This window comes from Thiovibrio sp. JS02, assembly GCF_053485635.1.
In genome coordinates this window covers 2,980,444-3,002,404 of sequence record NZ_CM130715.1, presented here as the reverse complement: position 1 = coordinate 3,002,404, position 21,961 = coordinate 2,980,444, and the positions used below count along the sequence as shown (strand labels likewise).

The following is a 21,961-nucleotide window of genomic DNA, read 5'->3' as shown; positions in this document are numbered from 1 at the left end:
TGTTTAAGTATTCGGTACGATGACATTCACTGTGAGTGAGAAAGACTTTAGTTTCTGCCCGGCAACAACTGTTTGCGATGAACTCGTGAGGTCGGTGTTTTTAAAATATTGCGAGGCCTCAAGCTGTTGCATGTATTGGGCAATGGTTTCGTTGTCAAGGGCGACGCCTTGCAGCTGCAACTTGCCGGCAGACTGCTGCAGCGAGGTGAGCCACATCCGGTTTGTTGGCGTTCTGGATGCCACTTCATCGAGCACACGCACCGTGATCTGGGCGTTGGACTGCAATTCTTTTATGGCGTCAAGTTTTGCCTGAAGAAGCTGCTTATCCTTTTGCAGCTTGGCAATCTCCTTCAGTTTCGGTTCGTATGATTTTTTCTTGTTTTCGAGGGAGGCTATCTCGTCCTTCATTGTGGTAATCGTGCCGGCCAAGGAAAAGCCGAATACGGCCAAAAGAGCCAGGATGGCCAGCAGGGAAGAGGTGAAAACGCCAAGTTCCGCTTTGACGCGCTGGCGTTTTTTCAGCTGCCTGACGGGAAGGAGGTTGATACGGATCATGGCGTTATACCTCCACCGGTCGTGTTGCCAGCCCGGCGGCAAGGGTCATTTCCGGGGCAATGCGTTCCAGATAGGCTGGATCAATGGTTTTTGCGTCAAAATGTGCTTTCTTGAAAGGATTGAAGATTTCCACGGGAATATCCGTCTCTTTGGCAAAGAAATCGTTCAGACCCTTGATCCTTGCGCCGCCGCCACTGAGAACGATTTTGGAAATTTTTTCATCAGGATGGTTCGAGTAAAAAAAATCAATGGCGCGTTTGACTTCGGTTACCCATTGCGTACAGGTGTTGACGAACAACCCCTCGATTTCTTCCTGCTTTTCCGGGTCAATGCTTTCGCCGATTTTCAACGCTTCTGCTTCTTCAAAGCTCAGGCCGAAGTGGTTTTGTATTTGTTCGGTCAGCTGTCTGCTGCCAAGGACGACGTCCCTGGCCAGGATCGAGGTCCCCTGGGAAATGATGTTGATGTTCATTTTGGAAGCGCCAATGTCGACAAGGGCGACATTCTCTTCAAGGCCGAAATTTGCCTCAAAGGCGTTTTCCAGGGCGAAGGCATCCACATCGACAACCACCGGTTGCAGGCCGGCATTCCGCAGCATGTTGAGGTAGCCATCCACAACTTCCTTTTTGGCCGCCACCAGCATAACATCCGTCCGGTCGTCGCCTTCGGTGTTGGTCTTTAAATCCTGAAAATCCAGGTATACGTCGTCAATATCAAAGGGGATATATTGTTCCGCTTCGGAATGGATGTGCTTTTCCAGTTCTTCTTCCGTCATTACCGCCAGGTTGATTTTCTTTACAATGACGGAATATCCGGAAATGGATATGGCAACCTTTTTGTTCTTGATTTTCAGGTTGGTGACGAGGGAACTGATGACCTTGCCAACGGCTTCCGGATCCTGCAGGGCGCCGTCCTCAAGGGATTCGGCGGGGATTCTGGCACTGCCAAGGGCAAGGAGCTTGTAGTTGCCTCCTGCTTCGGCCAATTCGCAAATTTTTACGGCGTGTGAGCCAATATCCAAGCCGAGAGATAATTTTTGTTTGTTGAGAAAAGGCAAATTTAAAGACGGCAATGAGAAATTTTTCTTTTTGGACTTACCCATACCTGTCCTGTGGTTCTGATTAGGCGATTATCATGTAATGAAATAAACAATCGCTATTATGAGCGAAACAGCCACGTGTATGATGCGCGAAAAATTTCTGAATGCGCAATGCAATGATAATTTTCTAACTATTTTATAGCATTAGAGACACAAAAAAAACATGGTGTCAAGAAAAAATGCCCGTTAGTCCGCGATCTTTTGCAAAAAAATTAAGAGATTGGCTCAGGTGGAAACAGGTATTTTGCTGCAAGAAAATTTATAAATACCAAAATGTTGTAGTATGGACAAGTCGTTGCCACCATATGTTGTCTGTAATATTATGAAAAGAATACACTTTATATTTCCCCGTGGTTCTGCATTAGGCAGCTGGCGGTTTTTTGAAAAGAGGCGACCCGTGTCCGAAGCTCTGGAACTACCATAGTTCAGTCCGGTCACATTCCACCTCTTGTATTTATTTTGTTATTCGCGTATTTTGTGGCCACCATCCCGTTTGTCGATGGATGAGGTCTCTTTCTCCGTATATTTCCTGCGGTTCTGCAAGTTCAGCGAGGAGCACAAGTGTTGACGGAAAAATCTGGTGAGCAAAAACAAAAGTCTGTTTATCGTGAATATGCCGAAGCAATTTTTATCGCCTTACTGCTCGCTCTTTTTATCAGAACCTTTGTTGTCCAGGCATTTAAAATCCCCTCGGGTTCCATGATCCCGACCCTGCTGGTGGGCGATCATATCCTGGTGAATAAATTCTGTTACGGAGTGAGAAACCCGCTGAACGGGGATCTGTGGTTTGCGGCGGGGAGTCCGAAGCCGCACGATGTGATCGTTTTTAAATATCCCCTTAACCCGTCTCAGGATTTTATCAAAAGAGTTGTCGGTGTTGCCGGTGATAGGATTGAGATCGTCAAGAAGCAGCTTTACGTGAACGGGGCCCCATTCGTGGAGCCCCATGCCGTGACCCTGGAGCCTGATATCCTGCCCTCGGTCAGGGATAACATGCCTCCGGTGCTTGTGCCGCCTGGTTCTGTCTTCGTGATGGGGGATAATAGGGACAACAGCCACGACAGCCGTTTCTGGGGATTTGTTGATCTCAATGCCATCAAGGGCAAGGCCTTTATTCTTTACTGGTCGTGGGATCGTGATAATTTGGCGGTGCGCTGGAGCCGGCTCGGGAAATTGATTCATTAAAAAGTGCTGGACCTTTTTCCCCCCCTTTTTTTATTCTGACAGAAACGGCCATAAGGCCCCCGTGTAACGTCAAACTCCGGCCAAGGTGCTGCTACTTTACGGACGACCCTTATGCACTCCGAGCATCAATTCACTCACAAACATATCCTTGGTCTGGCAGATCTGTCCGCCGAGGATATAGGCCTCATCCTGCAGACCGCGGAGTCGTTCAAGGAGATTTCCGCGCGCGCCATTAAAAAAGTGCCGACGCTGCGTGGCAAGACCGTCATCAATCTTTTTTTCGAGCCAAGCACACGAACGCGTCTTTCCTTTGAGGTGGCGGCAAAGCGGATGAGCGCGGACACCTTCAATATCTCCAGTTCCGGCAGCAGCACCGTGAAGGGCGAAACCCTCATCGACACGGCGCGAAATCTGGATGCCATGAACCCGGACTGCATTGTCATCCGTCATTCCCGTTCCGGTTCGCCGCGTCTGCTGGCAGATCATATCGATGCTTCTGTCATCAATGCCGGTGACGGCACCCATGAGCATCCGAGCCAGGGGTTGCTCGATCTGATGACGGTCAAAGAGGCGAAAGGCACCATCAACGGCATCAAAATCGCCATAATCGGGGATATTGCCCATAGTCGGGTGGCGCACTCCAATATCATCGGTTTTTCAAAGATGGGGGCCACCGTCGCGGTCGGCGGTCCGGCAACCCTTATTCCCCCAGGAGTGGAGGAGATGGGAGCCACGGTGTGCAAGACGGTCTGTGGGGCCGTGGACGGAGCTGATGTCGTAATGGCGCTCAGGATCCAAAAGGAACGCCAGCAGGATCCCCTTTTCCCGTCCTTGCGGGAATACGCGAATTTTTTCGGGATCTCCCAAAAGGTTCTTGGTGCGGCCAAACCCGATGCCATCATCATGCATCCCGGCCCCATCAATCGTGGGGTGGAATTGGATCCGAAGGTTGCGGATGGCAGTCGCTCCGTCATTCTCGATCAGGTTACCAACGGGGTGGCTGTGCGGATGGCCTTGATTTATCTGATAATGGGAGGCGATTAACATGTCTGCCCCGCTTGTATTGAAAAACGGGAGGGTGATTGATCCTGTCAACGGCCTTGATGCGATCCGTGATGTTTTGCTGGTGGATGGCAAAATCCAGGAGATCGCCGCTCCCGATACCCTGAGCGGGCCGGCGGATGCCGTTATCTATGACTTGGCCGGCAAATGGGTGGTTCCCGGTTTGATCGACATGCATGTGCATCTGCGGGAACCCGGACAGGAGCACAAGGAAACCATTGAAACCGGCACCCGGGCAGCCGCGGCCGGCGGCTTTACCGCCGTGGCCTGCATGCCGAATACCAAGCCGGTCAACGATAATGAGGCTGTTACCTCTCTCATCCTGACAAAGGCCGCGGCAAAGGGGTTTGCCCGTGTTTACCCGGTGGGAGCCATCAGCAGCGGCAGCAAGGGCGAAGCCCTTGCCGAGTATGGAGAAATGAAACAGGCCGGGGTGGTTGCGGTCACCGATGATGGGTTGCCGGTGGCTAACAGTCAGCTTATGCGTCGGGCTCTTGAGTACGCCGGCAACCATGATCTGCTGGTGATTTCCCATGCCGAAGAGATGTCGCTCAGCGCAAACGGCGCCATGAATGACGGGCCGCTGGCCACCCGCCTCGGTTTGCGGGGCATCCCCCACGTTGCCGAGGAGATCATGGTCTATCGTGATCTGGCCCTGGCCGCGTATACCAGGCGCTCGATCCATATCGCGCACGTCAGCACCAGGGAATCCGTGGATCTGATCAGAAGGGCCAAGGGGCAGGGGGTGGCCGTAACCGCGGAAACCGCGCCGCACTATTTCACCCTGACCGAGGCGGCGGTGGACAATTACAACACCAGGGCAAAAATGAATCCCCCCCTGCGCACGCCGACCGATGTTGACGCCATTCGGGAGGGGCTGCGCGATGGCACCCTGGACGCCATTGCCACGGATCATGCTCCGCACAGCGCGCTGGATAAGGACGTGGAGTTTGATCTGGCGGCCAATGGGATTATCGGCCTGGAAACGGCGGTGCCGCTCACCTTGCAATTGGTCCGGGACAAGATCCTGGATGCGGGGAGGATGGTTGCGCTGCTGTCTGCAAATCCCGCCAGAATTTTGGGCGTGGCCGGGGGAACGCTTTCCGTCGGCGGTGTTGCGGATGTAACGGTTATCGATCCGGCGAAAAAGTTTGTTTATAGCGCGGACACGGTGTGTTCCAAGAGCTGCAATTCCCCCTTTCTCGGCTGGGAGCTGCAGGGAAAGGCGGTTTTGACCATTCTTGGCGGCAGAGTTGCCTACGCTGATCTGGAGAAGTGAAGGCGGGGAGGGAGCCGCGAAAGTCAAGCCCGTTGGCAAGGGGCTTTGGGTGCTGGGCGGATCAGAGAGTTCAGCTTTTTATATCAAGCAAACTGCCAAGCATCTCATCTTCGATTTGCACGGTTTTCAAATTTGCCTGGAAAAGGCGTCGACTGAGCATCATGCTGGGCAGTTCCTCGCTCAATTCAACATTTGATTTTTCAACCAGGGTTTCTCCTTCCGGAGTTTGCTCGTATACCATGGGGCCAGGGGTGGTTATCTGCTGCACTTCTGCCTTGACGCCCTGCGGGTCCTGTTCGTGCAGCGTGACGCGGGTTTTTTTGTAGCCGTCCGTGTTCACGTTGGCCACGTTGTTGGCGCTTGAGTCGACTTTTTTCTGGATGGCAAGAAGGCCGGAAAGCGCTGAGTGTATGCCGGATATCATGGTGGTCCTCCGTTGCGCCGGATGTTTGGGAGGCGCAATATTCGCCTTATTGTACCTATCGGCATTCTCGGCGGGCAACTTAAATTTTTTTTCCTGGGCCATGGAGAACAATTTTGCCGGTATACAGATGGCCGGCGCATGGTGTATGGTAGAGCTGTTTTTGGCCAGGTGTTTTTTTATAAGGTGTGAATATGCCCTCTACCCCACAAGCTGCAGCACAATTTCTCCTGAACCCATTATTCCCTGCTTTTTTTCTCCTGCTGGTTTTTTTTCTGAAACGTCAGCGCACCCGCTTCGGGATGCTTGTCCTCCTTGTTTATCTCTACATCGTCAGTGTGCCGGTCACCTCCAAAATGGTCATGGACCGCTGGTGGGTTCCGGATACCGTTGATTACGGGAAACAGTACGAGGCTGCGGTGGTTCTGGGCGGGATTGTCGATTATAAGTGGTACGTGCGGCATGCCAACAGCGCGGACCGGATGATGCTCGATCAGCTTTCCTGTTATCATCACTTTGGCGAGAGCGCCGACCGGATCCTCATGGGGGGGGCGGTTGTCAAAAAAGGATTGGCGCCGATCCTGCTTCTCAGCGATGTAACGGTGCGCGGGGTGCATGAAACGAAACTGTTGGTCGATTTCCTCCACAAGCAGGGCGTGGAGGACGAGAAAATCGTGGTGCACGGCCGGCCGAGCAACACCCTTGCCGAGGCAAAGAATGTCAAGGAATACGTTGCCCAGCATGGCCTGAAGAAGATTATCCTCATCACCTCCGCGAACCACATGCGGCGGGCCGCCGCCTTTTTTCGCAAGCAAGGCCTTGAGCCGGCTCTGTTGTCCGTCTCCCGGGACATGAGTCCCATCACCTGGGAGAGCTTTGTGCCTTCCTCCGACGGGCTGGAGGATACCTATCTCATGCTTTACGAGCTGGTCGGGTATGCCTCCTATGCGTTCCTGGGCAAGCTCTAGCCTACTCTTCTTCGTGCAATTTTTTGCTGTACCCGCATGCTTTGTTCGGGCACTTCAGGTGCGGGCCCTCTTTTTTCGTTTCCCGCTCTAAAAGATAAGGAGAGCCGCATTCCGGGCACTGCTCGTTGACCGGTCGATCCCAGAGGGCAAAGGTGCACTTGGGGTAGCGGGAGCAGCTGTAAAATACCTTGCCGCGCTTCGAGATCTTTTGGATGATCTCCCCATCGCAGCCCTCTTCCGGGCATTTGACCCCGGTTCCGGTGGCCCGGATGTTTTTGCATTTCGGGTAACCGGAGCAGGCAAGGAATTTTCCGAAGCGGCCATGCTTAAAGACCATGGGTTTACCGCATTTTTCGCAAACCTCGCTCGACTCTTCGGGTTGCTCCTTGGCAACCGGCACGATTTTGCCGTTTTCGCTCTTGGTGAAATCCTGAGTATGTTTGCACTGGGGATAGTTTTCGCAGGCAAGGAATTCGCCGTTTCTCCCCCATTTTATCACCATTTTTCCCTCGCAGAGGAGGCAGGAGAGATCCGTGGGGATGGCGGTTTTCTTGACCGATTTCATTTCCTCCTTGGCCTTGTCCAGGGTCTTGCTGAAGGGGCCGTAGAAATCCCTGAGAATCGCGAGCCATTGGCTTTTGCCGGCTTCGACTTCATCCAGCTTTTCTTCCATGGAGGCGGTGAATTCGATATCCAGGACATCGGGGAAATGGGCGACCAGCAGTTCGTTGACCAGTTTGCCGAGGTCGGTGGGCATGAATTTCCGCTGCTCAAGCAGCACATATTCTTTTTCCTGGATGGTGGAGAGGATGGATGCGTAGGTGCTGGGACGGCCCACGCCGTTTTCCTCCAGGGCCTTTACCAGGGTGGCCTCCGTATATCGCGGGGGCGGCTGGGTGAAGTGCTGTTTGGGATCAATGGCGGTGGCTTGAACGGTGTCGCCCTTTTTCAGATCCGGCAGGGTGGCATTTTCGGCGGCCGGTTCCGGGGCGCTGCTTTCATCCACCGATTCTTCGTAGAGAGTCATGAATCCCTGAAAGCGCATGATGGAGCCGACGGTTTTGAAGGTGAAATCGGCGGTTTCCAGGGTGATGGTGGTCTGGTCATACTCTGCCGACGCCATCTGGCAGGCGACAAAACGTTTCCAGACCAGGCTGTAAAGGGCCAGCATGTCTTTTTCCAGATACGGCGCCAGGGACTCGGGCGTCTTGCTCACGTCGGTGGGGCGGATGGCCTCATGCGCGTCCTGGGCGGACTTGCTGGTTTTGAAGATGGTGGGCGAATCGGGAAGAAATTCCGCCCCGAAGGCGTTCTTGATATAATCCCGAACCTCTGCCAATGCCTCGTTATTGATCCGGGTCGAGTCGGTTCGCATGTAGGTGATCAGACCTGTGGGGCCTTCAGCGCCAAGTTCGATGCCCTCGTAAAGCCGCTGGGCCAGGGTCATGGTTTTCTTGGCGGAAAAGCGCAGCTTGCGGTTGGCGTCCATCTGCATGGTACTGGTGATGAACGGGGGGCTCGGGTTTCTTTTTTTCTTTTTCTTTTCAATGTCCGCAACCTGAAAAGAGGCATTTCCCAGAGCCTCGACAATCTTCTGCGCTTCCGCCGCGGTTGCGATCTTATTTTTTTTGTTGTCGATTTTTTTGCCGTAGGCCTTTTCAAGTTGCGCGGCAAAAGGAGGGGGCACCTTGCCGGCAAGGGCGGCATGGATGCTCCAGTACTCCTCGCTCACAAAGGCTTCGATGGCCTGCTCGCGCTCACAGACCATGCGGACGGCCACCGACTGGACGCGGCCGGCGCTTAAGCCCCGGCGGACTTTGTCCCAGAGGAGGGGGGAAATCTGGTAACCCACCAGCCGGTCCAGGATGCGCCGTGCCTGCTGCGCTTCGAAGCGGTTCTGGTTCACCTCGGTTGCCTGTTCGATGGCGGCAAGAATGGCCTTTTTGGTCAGTTCGTGGAAAAGGACGCGGTGAATCGGCTTCTGGGCAGGTTTTAAAATTTCCGCGATATGGTGGGCGATGGCTTCCCCTTCGCGGTCAGGGTCCGGAGCCAGATATATCTCATCGGCCTTTTGCGCGGCGTTTTTCAGGTCGCTGATGATCTTGCCCTTGCCCCGGATGGTGACATACTTGGGCGCAAAGTCATCCTCAATGTCAACACCCAGGGTCTTTACGGGCAGATCGCGGATATGGCCCACCGAGGCCTTGACGGTAAAGGCTTTGCCGAGATATTTCTGCAGGGTCCGCGCCTTGGCCGGAGACTCAACAATAATGAGTGATTTTGCCATGTTTCGGGGGTGCCTTCGCTGTATTTGTAAAATGGCGCATCTGCGCCCATTTGGTTAGGCCCCTTATACACTGGACGAAGATGGTTACGCAAGCCTTTGGTACTGTTTTCCCGGCAAAGAGGCTGCCAGCCCGCGTAATTCAAGGGTCAGCAGGATGGCGTCCACCCTCTGCGCCGGAAGTCGCGCGGCGCTGATTATCTGCTCGATGGTTTTCGGGTAGACTTCCAGGGCGGCAAAGATTGTCGCCTCTTCCGGGGTCAGGCTCTCCGCCGGCTTCGTATTTCTTGGCGGCCGGAGTTGAGGGAGCGGCATCGACAATTCATCGAGAATATCGCCGGCGGAGTGGATGAGCTTCGCTCCTTCCTGGGCCAGGCGGTGGCAGCCTTCGCTTTTCGGCGAGTCGATGCGACCGGGAACGGTGAAAACTTCCCGCCCCTGTTCGAGGGCCTGGTGGGCCGTGATCAGGGTTCCGGAGCGGCGGGCCGCCTCCACGACAACCACGCCCAGGGAGAGTCCGCTGATGATCCTGTTCCGGGCCGGGAAACGGAAATTTTCCGGCATGGTGGCAAATGGGTATTCGCTGATCACGGCTCCTGTTTCCGCGATCTGGTCGTGCAGTTTTTTGTTCTGGACAGGGTAGACGACATCCAGGCCGCAACCCATGACCGCAATGGTGATCCCGCCGGCGGCAAGTGCGCCTCGATGGGCGGCGCCGTCTATCCCCAGGGCAAGACCGCTGGTGATGGCAAGTCCGTTTTTAACCAGATCGGACGCGAGCTTTTCCGCAACCTGCAGACCATAAGACGAGGCGGCTCGGGCTCCGACAATGGCAACCCCCCGGCTGCCCAGGGCCTGAGGGCTGCCCTTGACATAGAGAACCACTGGCGGGTCGGGAATCTCTTTGAGCAGGGGGGGAAACAGGGGGTCATCCCAGCCGAGAATGGTGATGCCGGTCTTTTCGGCCAGAAAAAGCTCTTTTGCCACCCCCGCGGCCAGAGCGTTTTTTTGGCCGGACAGATAGGGGACGCTCTCCTTGCGGAGAAAGGAACAGGCAGTAAGCGCCTCGTATCCCGCCGAAAAAACCTGGGAAACCGTGCCGAATCTGTGGAGAAGCTTTTTGATGGTGGCAGGACCCAGGCCCGGGGTAAGGGCAAGGGTGAGCCATAAGTGTCGTGTGTCCATAGGGGCGCGCAAAAAAACGGTAACTATGTGGCTGTTTGGCAAGCAGGAATTTTGGCACAAGGGTATAGGTTCATGGCCTGCCTGTCAATTATTTTCCTCTGTTCGGGGGCCGATCTCCTTATTCACAGTAGGCGCTGAATAAAAAAAGGCCTCCCTTTCGGAGAGGCCTTTTTTTATTGTCCGTGGATGGTGACTCAGTCGTTGTAAAAGGCGAAAAGCAGGTTGCGCCGCGTTGGATGTTTCAGTTTTTTCAGCGCCTTGGCTTCGATCTGCCGGATCCGCTCCCTGGTCACGGAAAAGTTTTCGCCAACCTCCTCCAGGGTCAGATCAACGGAGGTGTCGATGCCGAAACGCATGCGTAAAACAAGTTCTTCCCGGGGGGAAAGGGTGCTGAGCACGTTGCGCAGGCTCTCCCGCAGGCTTTCCATGATGGTTGCCTCGTCCGGGGAGATGGAATCGACATCTTCGATGAAGTCGGCCAGATAGCTGTCTTCGCTGCTGCCGATGGGGGTATCGAGAGAGAGCGGCTCCTTGGCGATCTTGAGAATATTTTTCACCTTGGCCAGGTCGATGTCGAGCCGTTCCGACATCTCTTCCGGGGTCGGCTCGCGGCCGGTTTCCCGCAGAAAATCTTTCGCACCCTTGAGGAGGCGATTGATGGTATCGATCATATGCACAGGAATGCGGATGGTGCGACCCTGGTCGGCAATGGCCCGGGTGATTGCCTGCCTGATCCACCAGGTTGCATAGGTGCTGAATTTGTAGCCCCGGCGGTATTCGAATTTTTCCACGGCCTTCATCAGGCCGATATTGCCTTCCTGGATCAGGTCGAGCAACTGCAGGCCGCGGTTGGCGTATTTCTTCGCCACGCTGACCACAAGGCGGAGGTTGGCCTGCACCAAGGCATTTTTCGACTCGCGGCTGACCTTTTCGCCGGAGTTTATTTCGTTGAGCAGGGCGACAAGCGATTCGTGATCAATGCCATGCGCCCTGATGCACCCCTGCATGAAGAGCGGATACTTGCCCGGGTCGTTCTTGATCTGGGCGGGCGGTTCCAGTTTTGCGGCGAGCTTGCGCAGCCGCCTGATTATGGCGGACAGATGTTTGGCGCTGAAGCGATCCTCTTCAAAAAGCTTGGCAATGGCCTTGCTGTTTCGTTTGATGCGGATCTTGATCTTCTGGGCCTCTGTTTTTGTTGTTGACGGGGCGAAGAGGTCGAGGCGGAAGGCCGAGATTTCCTCGTTTAAGCGGTGCGCTTCGCCAACCTGCCAGAGAAAGCGTTCTTTCCGTTCTTCGGTGGCCTGGGCATTGGCTTCGTCCAGGCCGCGGAGAACGTCGGCAATGGTCCGTTTGCCGGTGAGAATCTTGTCCGAAACCTCCCGGAGGTAATCGATGGCCTGGGGGGTAACGAGCAGGGTGTCCTGGATGAGTTTTTCCCCTTCCTCAATATTTTTGGCGATCTCGGTTTCCTTGTCGGAGGAAAGCAGAGCCACGGATCCCATCTCCTGCAGGTAAACCTTTACCGGATCCAGCTGACTTCCGGAGAGGTCACGACCCTTTGAGATCAGTCCTTCGCCGGCGCCGCCATCGTCCTCAATGGCCGGCGCCACGCCTTCTTCCTGTTCGTCGTCACTGTTGAGGTCCAGATCAAAGAAATCCGCCAGGTCATCATTGGGCTGCGCGCCTGCCCAGCTGGTTTGTTCTTCTCCTCCTTCGGCTTCGAGGAGGGCGTCCTCCTCCACCAGGGCTTTTGCCATTTCCTTGGCGCTCAACTTCAGTTTTTTGCCACCCTTTCCCTGTCTCACCATAGCCTTTTTCATCCCCACCGAGCTCCTTCGGTTTTTAAGTTAATGCGTCCCCAACGTTTAACTTAACAAAACTCCCGATTCACTGACAGGACGTCACGAATGCATCGCTTCATCCATTTGTTTTTTTTGGGTCATCAGCTCCATCCAGAGCTGTTCATTGTGTGTCTGATGGGCCTCATTGATTTGTTTGATAAGGCGTTCTTTTTTTGCTTTGAGACTGCTCTGTTTAAGCCAGTTGAGCATTTCCCTGGCCATATTCTCTTTCATGTCATCAGAATGCGAGGGCGTGGCAATGAGCAGCTTGGAAATAAAAGCCCGCTCGGGACCGGAGGCCAGGTCGAGCAGCTGTTCCGGGCCGCCCTGGAGATCCGGCAGTTTTTTAAGCAGGGCAAGAATATTGAGGCCGAACTCGGTGACCACAATCTCTTCAATTCCCGCTGCCAGAAAGGCGAGGAGATACTCCGGATACACAGTGATGAACTCCAGCAGCTGACGTTGTTTCATGGGTAAGGCCTCAGTCCTGGCGGCCCCCTGAGGCGAAAACGCTTTTGGCTGACTGGGGGGGGGCGGCGCGGAGACGACCCCGTCCAGCAGTTGCTGGGTGGTGAGGCCAAGTTTTTTGCTGAAATGAGAGACAAAAAGGGTGCGCTGCAGCTGCTGATCGCCAATGGACTTGATAACCTCCCGCAATTCGGCGACGATTTTTGCCTTGCCGGCCACGGTCAGGCCATGTTCATCAACAAGCTTGTCGAACAGGAATTCAGGCAGGGGCATGGCGGAGGCGAGAAGGCTCAAAAGGCCATCCTTGCCGAATTTTCTGATATAGGTGTCCGGATCGTGGGTTTGAGGCAGGATGGCGATTTTGGCGGTCACCTGCTCGGTCAAGAAGAGCGGCACCGCGCGCATGGCGGCCTTGACCCCGGCCTGGTCGCCGTCAAAAAGGAGGATGGCCTCATCGCTGTAACCTTTCAGGGCGCGGACATGGGCCTGGGTCAGGGCCGTGCCCAGGGGAGCGACAACATTACGGACGCCGTGCACCACCAGGGAAAGCAGGTCGAAGTTGCCTTCCACCACGATACAGATCCTGGCCTGACGGATATGCTCCCGGTTCTGATACATTCCGAAAAGCGTTCTGCCTTTGTCAAAAATCACGGACTCGGGTGAGTTCATGTATTTGGGCTGGCCATCATCCAGAATTCTGCCGCCAAAACCGATGGGTCGGCCGGTGGGCCCATAAATGGGAAACATCACTCGATTGCGGAAGCGGTCGTAGAAGCCGCCTTTTTCCTTGGGGACCAGAAGCCCGGCGTCCTTTGCGGTGTCAGGGGGGATTTTTTCCTTGGCCAGGGCGTTGCCCAAAAAATTCCAGCTGTCCGGGGCGAAGCCAAGGCGGAACTCCTCGGTGATCTCCCTGGGAATACCTCTTTTTTGCAAATAGTCACGGGCTATCTGCGCCCCCGGCTCGGAGAGGAGATGCCGGTGGAAGATCTCGGCAGCCTTTTCGTTGGCCGCATGCAGTGCTTCGCGTTTGCGGGCTTTGTCCAGTTCCTGAGGATTGAGGGGCTTTTCCGGCAAGGCGATGTTGTACTTGCGGGCCAACTCTTTCAGTGCTTCGGCAAAGCTGAAACGGTGAAAATTCATCATGAAGGTGATGACGTCGCCGCCCTCGCCGCAGCCGAAGCAATGATAGGTTTTCCGGTCGGGATTGACGGTGAAGGAGGGGGTTTTTTCCGAGTGAAACGGGCACAGGCCCTTCAAGTTGGTGCCTGCCCGCCGGAGGTTGACGTGTTCACCGATGACTTCCGCGATATCAGCGGTTTCTTTGATGATTTGGACTGTATCTTCGGTTTGATATACAGCCATACCGATCAAAAACTCCTCTGCAAAAGGAAGGTGCGGAACCATCCTTGACTAGGTTATAATACAGGCTTGATTGTATCTCTAATCCATTTCCGGCTTGTGTCAAGGAAAAAATGTTGAAAAGTCAAGTTTTTAGCGCGTTTTGCCTTAAAATTTTATTAAATAATTAAACCATTGCCGGCTTCGCGGTGGGGAATTGAGGACGGGCAAACCGGGGATTCGCGAAAATTTCCTTAAATTTCCATCTATTGGGGTTTCTCTGTGGAAACTGATATAGCAAAGGTTCTTGCCTATGAGGTCAAAAAGGAATTGGCGGATCGCTATTTCGGTTTCCGGAAGGTCATTGAGGAAAACAAGGAAGAACTGGACCGGCAGATCCGGGAGCAGTCATTTACCGTGGAGCAGCAGATTTGTCTCGATCTGGTACGGATTTATATCCTCCTGCGCGACGAAGATCTGATCCGGGATTTTCTTAAGCTGGCCGGGCTTACGGAAAAAATCTTCTATGATCCCTATCTTCTTGAGTCTCCCACCATCCGCAAGCGTGTCTTTGCCGGGGTAAGGGCCGCCGGTTTCACCATGCGGGCCAGGTTTAAAAATCTCATCCTGAACAGTTACGAAACCCTGGTGCGTCATGTGACCGTCTATCGGGAAAAATTCGGCGACTTGCAGGAAGAGCGGGAAACCATCGAGGAGGAGATCAAGCTTTTTTACCGCAAGCATGATCTGGGAAATATCATGACCTTTTTACGGTCGCTGGATGCCCCGGCCTCTGTCGGCGGCAACTCCCTTGACGGAGGCCTCGGTTTAAGCTCTGTCGGGGATCTGGAGGAAAGGATGCGGGTGCATCCTCCGGCACCCATAGAAAAATCATTGCCCATTGTGCCGCCCCTCCTGCCCCTGCGGCGTATCCGCCGTCCCCTTAAAAATTTGGCCTACGAGGCCTATATGCGGCGCACCGAGCATTTCGGCCTGGAAAAATCCTAGGGCAGAATGAAAAGAGCGATCCGGATTTCCTGAAAATTTTCACGATCTTCCTGAACCGCCTGCCACCCACCCGCCGGCAGGATCGCCAGTATTCCGCGCGCCGTGGGCATCGCCGAGGGAAGGCGGCGTTTTGAAAATGGACAGGCAGGATCCAGGATTTTTGTGTAGATTGTAAAAATGACTCAGAATTTTTCATCCATCTGGTTTGCTTTCTTGTCCCTGGCCGGGGGGCTGGCCCTCCTGGTCTGCGGCGGCGAGTTGCTGGTTGCCGGGGCGAAACGGTTGGCTCGGCGATTGGGGATGAGCTCGCTGCTCATCGGGTTGACCGTGGTGGCCTTCGGCACGTCCATGCCGGAGATGTTCGTCAGTCTGGCCGCCACCCTGCGGCAGCATCCCGATATCATGATCGGCAACGTGGTGGGCAGCAACATTGCCAATGTGGGGTTGATCCTGGGTATTTCCGCGCTGCTTCTCCCTCTGCAAGTGCGGTTCTCCCTGCTGGCGAAGGATCTCTATCTCCTGCTGGCGGCCAGCTTTGCCGTGGCCGCCTTCAGCTGGAGCGGTCATTTTACTCGTCTGGAAGGGTTGGTTTTCATGACCGTCCTGCTGCTCTATACCGTTCTCTCCTATCGACGGGAGGCCAGAAATAAACGGGAAAATGGTACGATCGGGGACGGGTCCGTTTCCCTGGGGCGGATAGTGGCCCTCATCCTCCTGGGCCTGATTTTTTTGGTCATCGGCTCCGACCTCTTCATCGACGGGGCCGTGGACATTGCCCTCTACTTCAAGGTTTCCGAGTTGGTAATCGGGCTGACGCTGGCAGCCGTGGGCACCTCGCTGCCGGAACTTGCCTCAAGCATTGCGGCGGTGCGGCAGCGGGAAACCGAGATTCTCGTGGGCAACGTGGTGGGCAGCAATCTCTTCAACCTGCTCATGGTCATGGGCGCCACGGCGGCGCTCACTCCTTTTGCCCTTCCCTCAAGTTTGCTGGCAAGGGATTTGCCGGTGATGATAATCTTCTCCGCGGTGTTGTGGCCCATCTGCGCCCATTGGCACGGGATCAGGCGCTGGCACGGATTGGGACTGCTTCTGGGGTATGGGGGGTATCTGTGTCTGTTGGGGTGACAAGCGCAAAAAATAAGGCGCCGGAATCCTGCCGCCTTTCTTGTGGAGAACCGATTGCATGAAGAACCGTTATAACGAGCAGGAAGCAAATGCCGCGGGAAAGGCTTTTGGCGGCTGGCCGGCGGAACTGGCGCTCAGGGTCTATACCTCCCGGCTCATCGGCGCGGAGGATGAGCTGGTCCTGCATGGGGGCGGCAATACCTCGGTGAAGAGCGTGGTGAAAAATCTGCTCGGGGAGGAGCAGGAGGTTCTCTATGTCAAGGGCAGCGGCTGGGATCTGGGCAGCATCGAGCCCCAGGGGTTTCCCGCCCTTGACCTTGCCTACCTGCGCAAGCTCCGCGTTCTTTCCTCCCTCGACGACGAGGAGATGGTGAATCAGTTCCGCACCCATCTGCTGGATGCCTCCTCTCCCAACCCCTCCATCGAAACCCTGGTGCATGCCTTTCTGCCGCCGAAGTTCATCGATCATACCCATGCCGACGCCATCGTCACCCTGACCAACCTGACGGATGCCGAGCTGCATCTTCAGGCGGCCATGGGGGAAAATATCGCCGTTCTGCCCTTCATCATGCCGGGATTTCCCCTGGCCAAGGCCATGGCAGACCTCTATGAGGCAAACCCAGGAGTGGACTGCATCATTTTGCGCAATCACGGCATCTTCACCTTTGGCGAAGACGCCAGAACCGCCTATGGGCGGATGATCGACTGCGTCAGCCGCGCCGAGGCCTATCTCGCCAAGAGGCAGGCGGAACAAAAGGGGAAGCCCGTGCGTCCCGGTAAGGCACCGTCAGCCGCCCTTGCGCTGCCTCTTCTGCGCGGAGCCTTAAGCTATGTGGAGGAAACTGGCCGCAGGCGGACCTTTCATCTGCATCTCCGCACGAATGGAAATATCCTCGCCGCCCTGGCCGGCGCCAAGGCCAAGGAAATATTCACCACCGGCGTCCTCACTCCGGATCATGTGATCCGGACCAAGAATTATCCCCTCTGGCTTGAGGTGGCTGGTCTGGCGGAGGACGGGATCAAGGCTGCCGTCGGCAAGGGGCTTGCCGGGTATCAGGAGGAGTATGACCGCTATTTTTCCGAGCAGGTGGCGGCAAAGGGGGTGCGTCGCAGCAAGCTCGACAACAGGCCACGGGTGATTCTCATCCCGGGTCTGGGCATTGTCGCGGCGGGGTTCACCCCCAAGGAGGCGGCAATCGCCGCGGATATTGCCGAGCACACCATCGCCGCGAAGCTGCGGGGCGCCGCTCTTGGCCCCTATCACGAGCTGTCCCGGGATTTTATCTTCGATATGGAATACTGGTCTCTGGAGCAGGCCAAGCTCGGCAAGGCCAAGCCCAAACCCCTTGAGGGCCGGATCGCCCTGGTCACCGGCGGGGGAGGCGCAATTGCCATGGGGATCGGTCGCCAGCTTCTTGCCGCTGGGGCAAGGGTTTTCATGACCGATATCGATCAGGAGAGGCTCCAGGTTGTGTGCGAGAAGCTGGCGGATTCCTTCGGCAAGCGCATGGTTTCCCCGCTGGTCATGAACGTGACCGACGAGGCCTCGGTGGCTACGGGAATGGAAACCCTGATTTCCCTCGCCGGTGGCCTGGATATCCTGGTGCCCAATGCCGGCATCGCCCATGTGGCCAAGCTCGAAGACCTCTCCGACAGCACTTTCCGACAGGTCCTGGAGGTGAATTGCCTGGGGGTGTTCCAGGTGATCAAGGCGGCGATTCCGGTCTTCCGCAGGCAGGAAACCGGAGGCAGCATTGTCATCAACAGTTCGAAAAATGTTTTTGCGCCCGGCGCCTCCTTTGGCGCCTACAGCGCATCCAAGGCCGGCGCGCATCAGCTTGGCAAGATTGCCGCCCTGGAGCTTGCCGAACTTGGCGTGCGGGTGAATATGATCAATGCCGATGCGATTTTTTCCGACGCCGGGGTTTCCTCGGGGCTCTGGGATGTGGTGGGGCCGGACCGCATGCGCTCCCGCAACCTTGATCCGGATGGGTTGAAAGAGTATTACCGGCAACGGAATTTGTTGAAGACCACGGTGCATGCCGATCATGTCGGCAATGCGGTGGTTTTTTTCGCCAGCGAGCAAACGCCCACCACCGGGGCCACCCTGCCCGTTGACGGCGGAATCATGGAGGCTTTTCCGCGCTAAGGGGCGCGGCCATGTCCGGAGCTTTTTCCCGCCAGCGACTCTTTGCTAGAAAAGGCGGGATCATTGGTGTATTGTTCGGCGAAATTGAGAATTTTCCCCAGGATCAGCTCAGGCCGCGGACCGCGGCATGCTGCGATAGAGAGGAGGTTGTTTCCCATGGCGGAAATCAAGAGCACCATGGAGATGGTTATGGAGAGGGCGGCGCAGATGGCCGCTCAGGCGGGAGACGCCGATTTTGCCGCCGAAGAAAAGGGCAAGGAGGGAATGCGCTTGGCAGCCGCCTTTATGCGCGACGAGGTGCAAAGCCTTACGGAAAGACTCGGTTCCATGGCACCCGGAGACTTGCCGCATGTGCAGAAGGGGGCGGTGGAGTCGTTGCTGCGCAATATTTTCCTGGCCAGGGAGGCGGAAAAGCAGGGAACCGCGGAAAAGGCCATGCACGGCTTGGTCGAACTGGGGCGGGGTGACGGGCAGTTGCTCCAGGTTTTTTCCGAAATGAAGAAGATTCTCGACGGCTACCGCCAGCACGGGGAGCAGCTCAAGCAGCAGCTGGAGGCGCAGTTTGCCCAGCAGATGGAGATGATGGAAAAGAATCTGGCCAAGCAGACCGGGGTTGCCATGAAGCTGCAGCCGGCGCAGCATCCCAAGTTTCAGGAAGAGTGGGGCCGGATCCAGTCCCAGCTTGACGAGCAGTATGGTCGGGCCTTGCAGCAGCTCAAGGCCCTTGTCGAACAACATCTGACCCGCTGAGTTCGGCGGCGGACAGATTGCGGAAACGTCTCTCCCGGAGGAGGGGCTTTTCCCGGTTCTGCGCGAAGGAGAATGCACTGTGGAAGCGGAAATCTGGCTTGACGTGGAAGAGGCAGATCCCAAGGATCTGCCTGAGATTGAAAAACGTTTTCATGATTGGTACCGGGCCGGCTCGGAGGCGCGTTACAACAAGCCCTGCCTCGGCTTTCTCTCGGTGCTGGACAAACCCTTTCGCTATCAGGTCGACTTCGGGCAGGCGGATTTCAGCAAGGCGATCCAGGAATTGCACGGAAAGCTGTACCGTTTTGGCGTGAAGATCTTCGTCCACTTCATGCATTGATAGGCGATTCCCGTGCGTGAAGCCCTTGCCCGGATCCGCCATGGCCTCAAGCGTCGCAAGCTGGACGCCGTTCTTATAACCCAGCCGGAGAACCGCCGTTATCTGAGCGGTTACACCGCCACGGATCATTCGATCAATGAAAGCTCCGGGGTCCTGCTGATCCCCTGCGGGGGGGATCCCTTTCTTCTCACCGACTCCCGGTTTTTTCTGCAGGCCGAGCGCGAAGCCGAAGGCTTCGTGGTCAAGCTTTACCCCCGCGGCCTCTTTCCCTTGCTCCGATCCCTCCTCAGGCGCTGCAAAGTCAGGCGGCTCGCCTTTGAGAGCCATTATTTTCTCCACTCCTCCTCACAGACCCTTGGTTCCCTGGCGGAAAAGATACAGGTGGAGCTGGTGCCGCTCACCGGTCTTGTCGAGGAGCTGCGCCTGGTCAAGGATGCCGGGGAACTGGCCAAAATCGAGAGCGCGGTGCGCCTCAACGAAAAGGTTTTTCAGGAAGTGTACAAGACCCTCCGGCCTGGTCAGACCGAAAAGGAGGTGGCCGGCAAGATCGAAACCGCCATGCGCCTTCTCGGCGCCAGCGGTCCCAGCTTTGATACCATCGTGGCTTCGGGGCCCAATGCCGCTCTCCCCCATGCCGTTCCCGGGCAACGGGCGCTGCGGGAAGGGGAAACCATCGTCATCGACATGGGGCTGATTTTGGACGGCTACTGTTCCGACATGACCCGGACCGTGGTCCTGGGCACACCGGATGCCAAAACGGTCGCGCTGTTCCGCCTGGTGCGCAAGGCCCAACTGGCGGGGTTGCGCAGCCTGCGGGCCGGCATCACCGGCCAGGCGGTGGACAAGATCGCCCGGAGCGTCATCGAGCGGGCAGGCCTTGGTGAGCGTTTCGGCCACGGCCTTGGCCATGGAGTCGGCCTCAACGTACATGAGGGGCCCTCCCTCAACTACCGGAACCGGAAACCGCTGGCCGCCGGCATGGTGGTGACCGTGGAGCCGGGGGTTTATATCCCGGATTGGGGCGGCATCCGCCTGGAGAATATGGCGGTCATCGAAGAGAAGGGCTGCCGCCTTCTCAATCAGGACAGCACTTTTCTCGATCTCTGAGGCGATGCCCTTGCCGTTCCGCCTTTCTTCCGCCCTCAGTCAACCTGCCTGCCGCAAGGCCCCAGGCGGCGGCCGTTCATGCTCTGGGTCATGGTGGGCATGCCGCCGGCCTCAACCTTCATGGTTCCGTCAAAACTGTCCCCTTTGTAAGTGATCGTTCCCGTGCTGGTCGATTTTCCCTCCGGGGTATCGCAGACAACCGTCCAGCTGACGCTGTCGCCCTGGACGGTTTGGCTTGTCACCGCGCAGTTGTTCTCCTGGGTCTGGACCTCCTGTTGGGGGATCAGGTCTTTCTTGCCCAGGCACATGGTATAGGTAACCGGCGGAATGGCAAAGGGCATGTCGGCCATTTCCAATTTCGTGCTGATTTCCCAGTTCCCCTCGTCGATATCAGGCCCTTGCGGCGAGGAAGAGCATGCCGTGGTCAGAAAAAGACAGGCGAGGGCAAAAATTGTGAAAGCGGCTTTTGGGTAAGGCATTCTCCATTGCTCCTTTTGTTATGGAATTGACGGGAAGAACCGCCAGGGATTTTTAATCGTCCCGGCCGGAAAAGGACAAGGGGTTTTTCGGCCGCGGCCAGAATGCTCCTTCGGGCCGGGCGGCGTGGAGGGGAAAGAGAGTCTGGCAACGCGTGTTGTGCCGGCCGGCAAGAGGAGAGGGATGCCCGCGGCAACGCCTCAGCGCACCGGCTTTGTGTGGCATTTTTCGCAGAGAAAGAGGGAGAACGCCACCTTGCCATGGCACACCCCGCACGATTCGCCTTCATAGATCTGGAACATGGAGTATTTGACCGTCCCCGCCTTGGTGCTGGCATAGATGCCGGGATGGCAGAGGGCGCAGCCGTTCCAGCTGGCATGCTTCTTATGGGAAAAGATGACATCAGACGCCCAGGAGGCCTGGGATTCGATGGAAAAATCCTCCTGGACCTTCAGGGCGTCGCGTTTCACGGAGAGGCCTTCCAGGAAATCGACCGGCTTGATGGTGCCATCTTCTTCCGCCTTTTCCCAGTCGATGGAGTGGCCGGCGGTGCGCGGCAGCCTCTCGCTATAGGTGTTAAAGGTAATCTTGCGCGCCTCAAGTTTGCCGAGGGAGTGGCAGCGTGCGCAGCGCTTGCCTTCTTCCTCGCTGAACTGTTCCGCGCAGGCGGCGAAAATGGTGTTCCCTTCAATGCTTTTTTTGCCGTCATGGCAGGCGCCACAATAGAAGCCCTGGATGTTGAGGTCGGCCCTGACCCTGGTCTCTCCGGCCTCCATGGCAAAGCCGACATCCATATGGCAGAGGCGGCAGGTGAACAGAGATCGGTGCAGCCAATGGTCAAAGACCACCGAGGCAAGACCGGCCCGCTGGGAGTAGTTGTTGAGGATGACGAGCCCCAGGTTCTGCGGTTCGGGAATATTGCCGGCCGCCTGGAGAAACCCAGGGATGCAGAGAAACCAGAGGAGAAAAAGAGCTTTTTTGGCCATCAGGGATCCTTTGCCGCCTTTGAACTCAGGGCAAAGGCGTAGAATTCTCTGCACATTTTCAGCCGTTGCAGAAATACCTTCCGTTCCGAGGCCTGGGAGTCGGCCAGCCCTTCGATACGGGGCTTCAGCGCATCGCAGCGGCCAATGAGGCTGTCGAGTTCATCGACGGAAAAGCCGAGCGCATTTTGCGTTTGGCCGCAGATGGCGTTGAATTCCGTCTTCCAGTCATCGGCGGCAAGGGAGAGGCCGACATTGCCGGTAAACGCAACGGCGCAAGCAAGGTGCAGGCCAAGTAAAAATGAAGATAGTCGCCGCGAAGTGAGTGCGTACATGG

Annotated in this window: 20 protein-coding genes; 10 read left to right on the top strand and 10 right to left on the bottom strand. The window is 56.2% G+C overall.

Annotation, left to right across the window (positions count from 1 at the left end; genetic code table 11):
• Positions 1-3: 3 nt before the first annotated feature.
• Positions 4-555 carry a PilN domain-containing protein gene (locus ACUUL3_RS13765; RefSeq protein ID WP_448552254.1) on the bottom strand — a complete coding sequence of 184 codons (552 nt, stop codon included), beginning with the start codon at positions 553-555 and terminating at the stop codon, positions 4-6.
• A gap of 4 nt (positions 556-559) precedes the next feature.
• A complete protein-coding gene (gene pilM / locus ACUUL3_RS13760; RefSeq protein ID WP_448552252.1) occupies positions 560-1,657 on the bottom strand; it encodes a type IV pilus biogenesis protein PilM in 1,098 nt (365 codons plus the stop codon).
• A 561-nt stretch (positions 1,658-2,218) separates the two neighbouring features.
• On the opposite strand from pilM, the gene lepB reads away from it, so the two are divergent.
• The 3 genes from lepB (at position 2,219) to ACUUL3_RS13745 (ending at position 5,180) form a co-directional block, all read left to right on the top strand.
• Entirely contained in the window at positions 2,219-2,839 is a 621-nt protein-coding gene (gene lepB, locus ACUUL3_RS13755; protein WP_448556494.1) for a signal peptidase I, read from the top strand.
• 111 nt (positions 2,840-2,950) lie between these two features.
• A complete protein-coding gene (locus ACUUL3_RS13750) occupies positions 2,951-3,883 on the top strand; it encodes an aspartate carbamoyltransferase catalytic subunit (protein ID WP_448552250.1) in 933 nt (310 codons plus the stop codon).
• Between the two features lies 1 nt (position 3,884).
• Positions 3,885-5,180: a dihydroorotase gene (locus ACUUL3_RS13745; RefSeq protein WP_448552248.1), complete on the top strand. Its 1,296-nt coding sequence runs from the start codon at positions 3,885-3,887 to the stop codon at positions 5,178-5,180.
• Between the two features lie 70 nt (positions 5,181-5,250).
• Here ACUUL3_RS13745 and ACUUL3_RS13740 read toward each other — a convergent pair whose 3' ends face one another.
• Positions 5,251-5,604 carry a flagellar basal body rod protein FlgC gene (locus ACUUL3_RS13740; protein WP_448552246.1) on the bottom strand — a complete coding sequence of 118 codons (354 nt, stop codon included), beginning with the start codon at positions 5,602-5,604 and terminating at the stop codon, positions 5,251-5,253.
• A 191-nt stretch (positions 5,605-5,795) separates the two neighbouring features.
• Between ACUUL3_RS13740 and ACUUL3_RS13735 the strand changes: the two genes are divergently transcribed.
• Positions 5,796-6,569 carry a YdcF family protein gene (locus ACUUL3_RS13735; RefSeq protein WP_448552245.1) on the top strand — a complete coding sequence of 258 codons (774 nt, stop codon included), beginning with the start codon at positions 5,796-5,798 and terminating at the stop codon, positions 6,567-6,569.
• 1 nt (position 6,570) lies between these two features.
• Here ACUUL3_RS13735 and topA read toward each other — a convergent pair whose 3' ends face one another.
• From topA to dnaG, 4 genes are all read right to left on the bottom strand, one after another.
• Positions 6,571-8,856, bottom strand: a complete 2,286-nt coding sequence (gene topA / locus ACUUL3_RS13730; protein WP_448552243.1) for a type I DNA topoisomerase — start codon at positions 8,854-8,856, stop codon at positions 6,571-6,573.
• An 84-nt stretch (positions 8,857-8,940) separates the two neighbouring features.
• Positions 8,941-10,038 (bottom strand): DNA-processing protein DprA, encoded by a 1,098-nt coding sequence (dprA, locus tag ACUUL3_RS13725; protein WP_448552241.1) that lies wholly within the window; start codon positions 10,036-10,038, stop codon positions 8,941-8,943.
• Between the two features lie 194 nt (positions 10,039-10,232).
• Positions 10,233-11,858 (bottom strand): RNA polymerase sigma factor RpoD, encoded by a 1,626-nt coding sequence (rpoD, locus tag ACUUL3_RS13720; protein ID WP_448552239.1) that lies wholly within the window; start codon positions 11,856-11,858, stop codon positions 10,233-10,235.
• Between the two features lie 81 nt (positions 11,859-11,939).
• Positions 11,940-13,709 (bottom strand): DNA primase, encoded by a 1,770-nt coding sequence (gene dnaG, locus ACUUL3_RS13715; RefSeq protein WP_448552237.1) that lies wholly within the window; start codon positions 13,707-13,709, stop codon positions 11,940-11,942.
• Between the two features lie 258 nt (positions 13,710-13,967).
• On the opposite strand from dnaG, the gene ACUUL3_RS13710 reads away from it, so the two are divergent.
• From ACUUL3_RS13710 to ACUUL3_RS13685, 6 genes are all read left to right on the top strand, one after another.
• Positions 13,968-14,693 carry a hypothetical protein gene (locus ACUUL3_RS13710; protein WP_448552235.1) on the top strand — a complete coding sequence of 242 codons (726 nt, stop codon included), beginning with the start codon at positions 13,968-13,970 and terminating at the stop codon, positions 14,691-14,693.
• Between the two features lie 177 nt (positions 14,694-14,870).
• Entirely contained in the window at positions 14,871-15,818 is a 948-nt protein-coding gene (locus tag ACUUL3_RS13705; RefSeq protein WP_448552233.1) for a calcium/sodium antiporter, read from the top strand.
• 58 nt (positions 15,819-15,876) lie between these two features.
• On the top strand, positions 15,877-17,967 hold the full coding sequence (locus ACUUL3_RS13700; protein ID WP_448552231.1) for a bifunctional aldolase/short-chain dehydrogenase: 2,091 nt from the start codon (positions 15,877-15,879) through the stop codon (positions 17,965-17,967).
• A gap of 156 nt (positions 17,968-18,123) precedes the next feature.
• Complete coding sequence (locus tag ACUUL3_RS13695) at positions 18,124-18,717, top strand: DUF6657 family protein (protein ID WP_448552229.1); 594 nt, start codon at positions 18,124-18,126, stop codon at positions 18,715-18,717.
• 79 nt (positions 18,718-18,796) lie between these two features.
• Positions 18,797-19,057, top strand: a complete 261-nt coding sequence (locus tag ACUUL3_RS13690; protein ID WP_448552228.1) for a hypothetical protein — start codon at positions 18,797-18,799, stop codon at positions 19,055-19,057.
• 12 nt (positions 19,058-19,069) lie between these two features.
• Positions 19,070-20,164 carry a M24 family metallopeptidase gene (locus ACUUL3_RS13685; RefSeq protein ID WP_448552226.1) on the top strand — a complete coding sequence of 365 codons (1,095 nt, stop codon included), beginning with the start codon at positions 19,070-19,072 and terminating at the stop codon, positions 20,162-20,164.
• 35 nt (positions 20,165-20,199) lie between these two features.
• Here the strand turns inward: ACUUL3_RS13685 and ACUUL3_RS13680 are convergent, their stop codons facing one another.
• From ACUUL3_RS13680 to ACUUL3_RS13670, 3 genes are all read right to left on the bottom strand, one after another.
• Complete coding sequence (locus tag ACUUL3_RS13680) at positions 20,200-20,643, bottom strand: DUF3617 domain-containing protein (RefSeq protein ID WP_448552223.1); 444 nt, start codon at positions 20,641-20,643, stop codon at positions 20,200-20,202.
• A gap of 198 nt (positions 20,644-20,841) precedes the next feature.
• Positions 20,842-21,627, bottom strand: a complete 786-nt coding sequence (locus ACUUL3_RS13675) for a c(7)-type cytochrome triheme domain-containing protein (RefSeq protein WP_448552221.1) — start codon at positions 21,625-21,627, stop codon at positions 20,842-20,844.
• Positions 21,627-21,959, bottom strand: a complete 333-nt coding sequence (locus ACUUL3_RS13670) for a hypothetical protein (protein ID WP_448552219.1) — start codon at positions 21,957-21,959, stop codon at positions 21,627-21,629. The genes ACUUL3_RS13675 and ACUUL3_RS13670 overlap by 1 nt, the downstream gene beginning before the upstream one ends.
• Positions 21,960-21,961 lie beyond the last annotated feature (2 nt).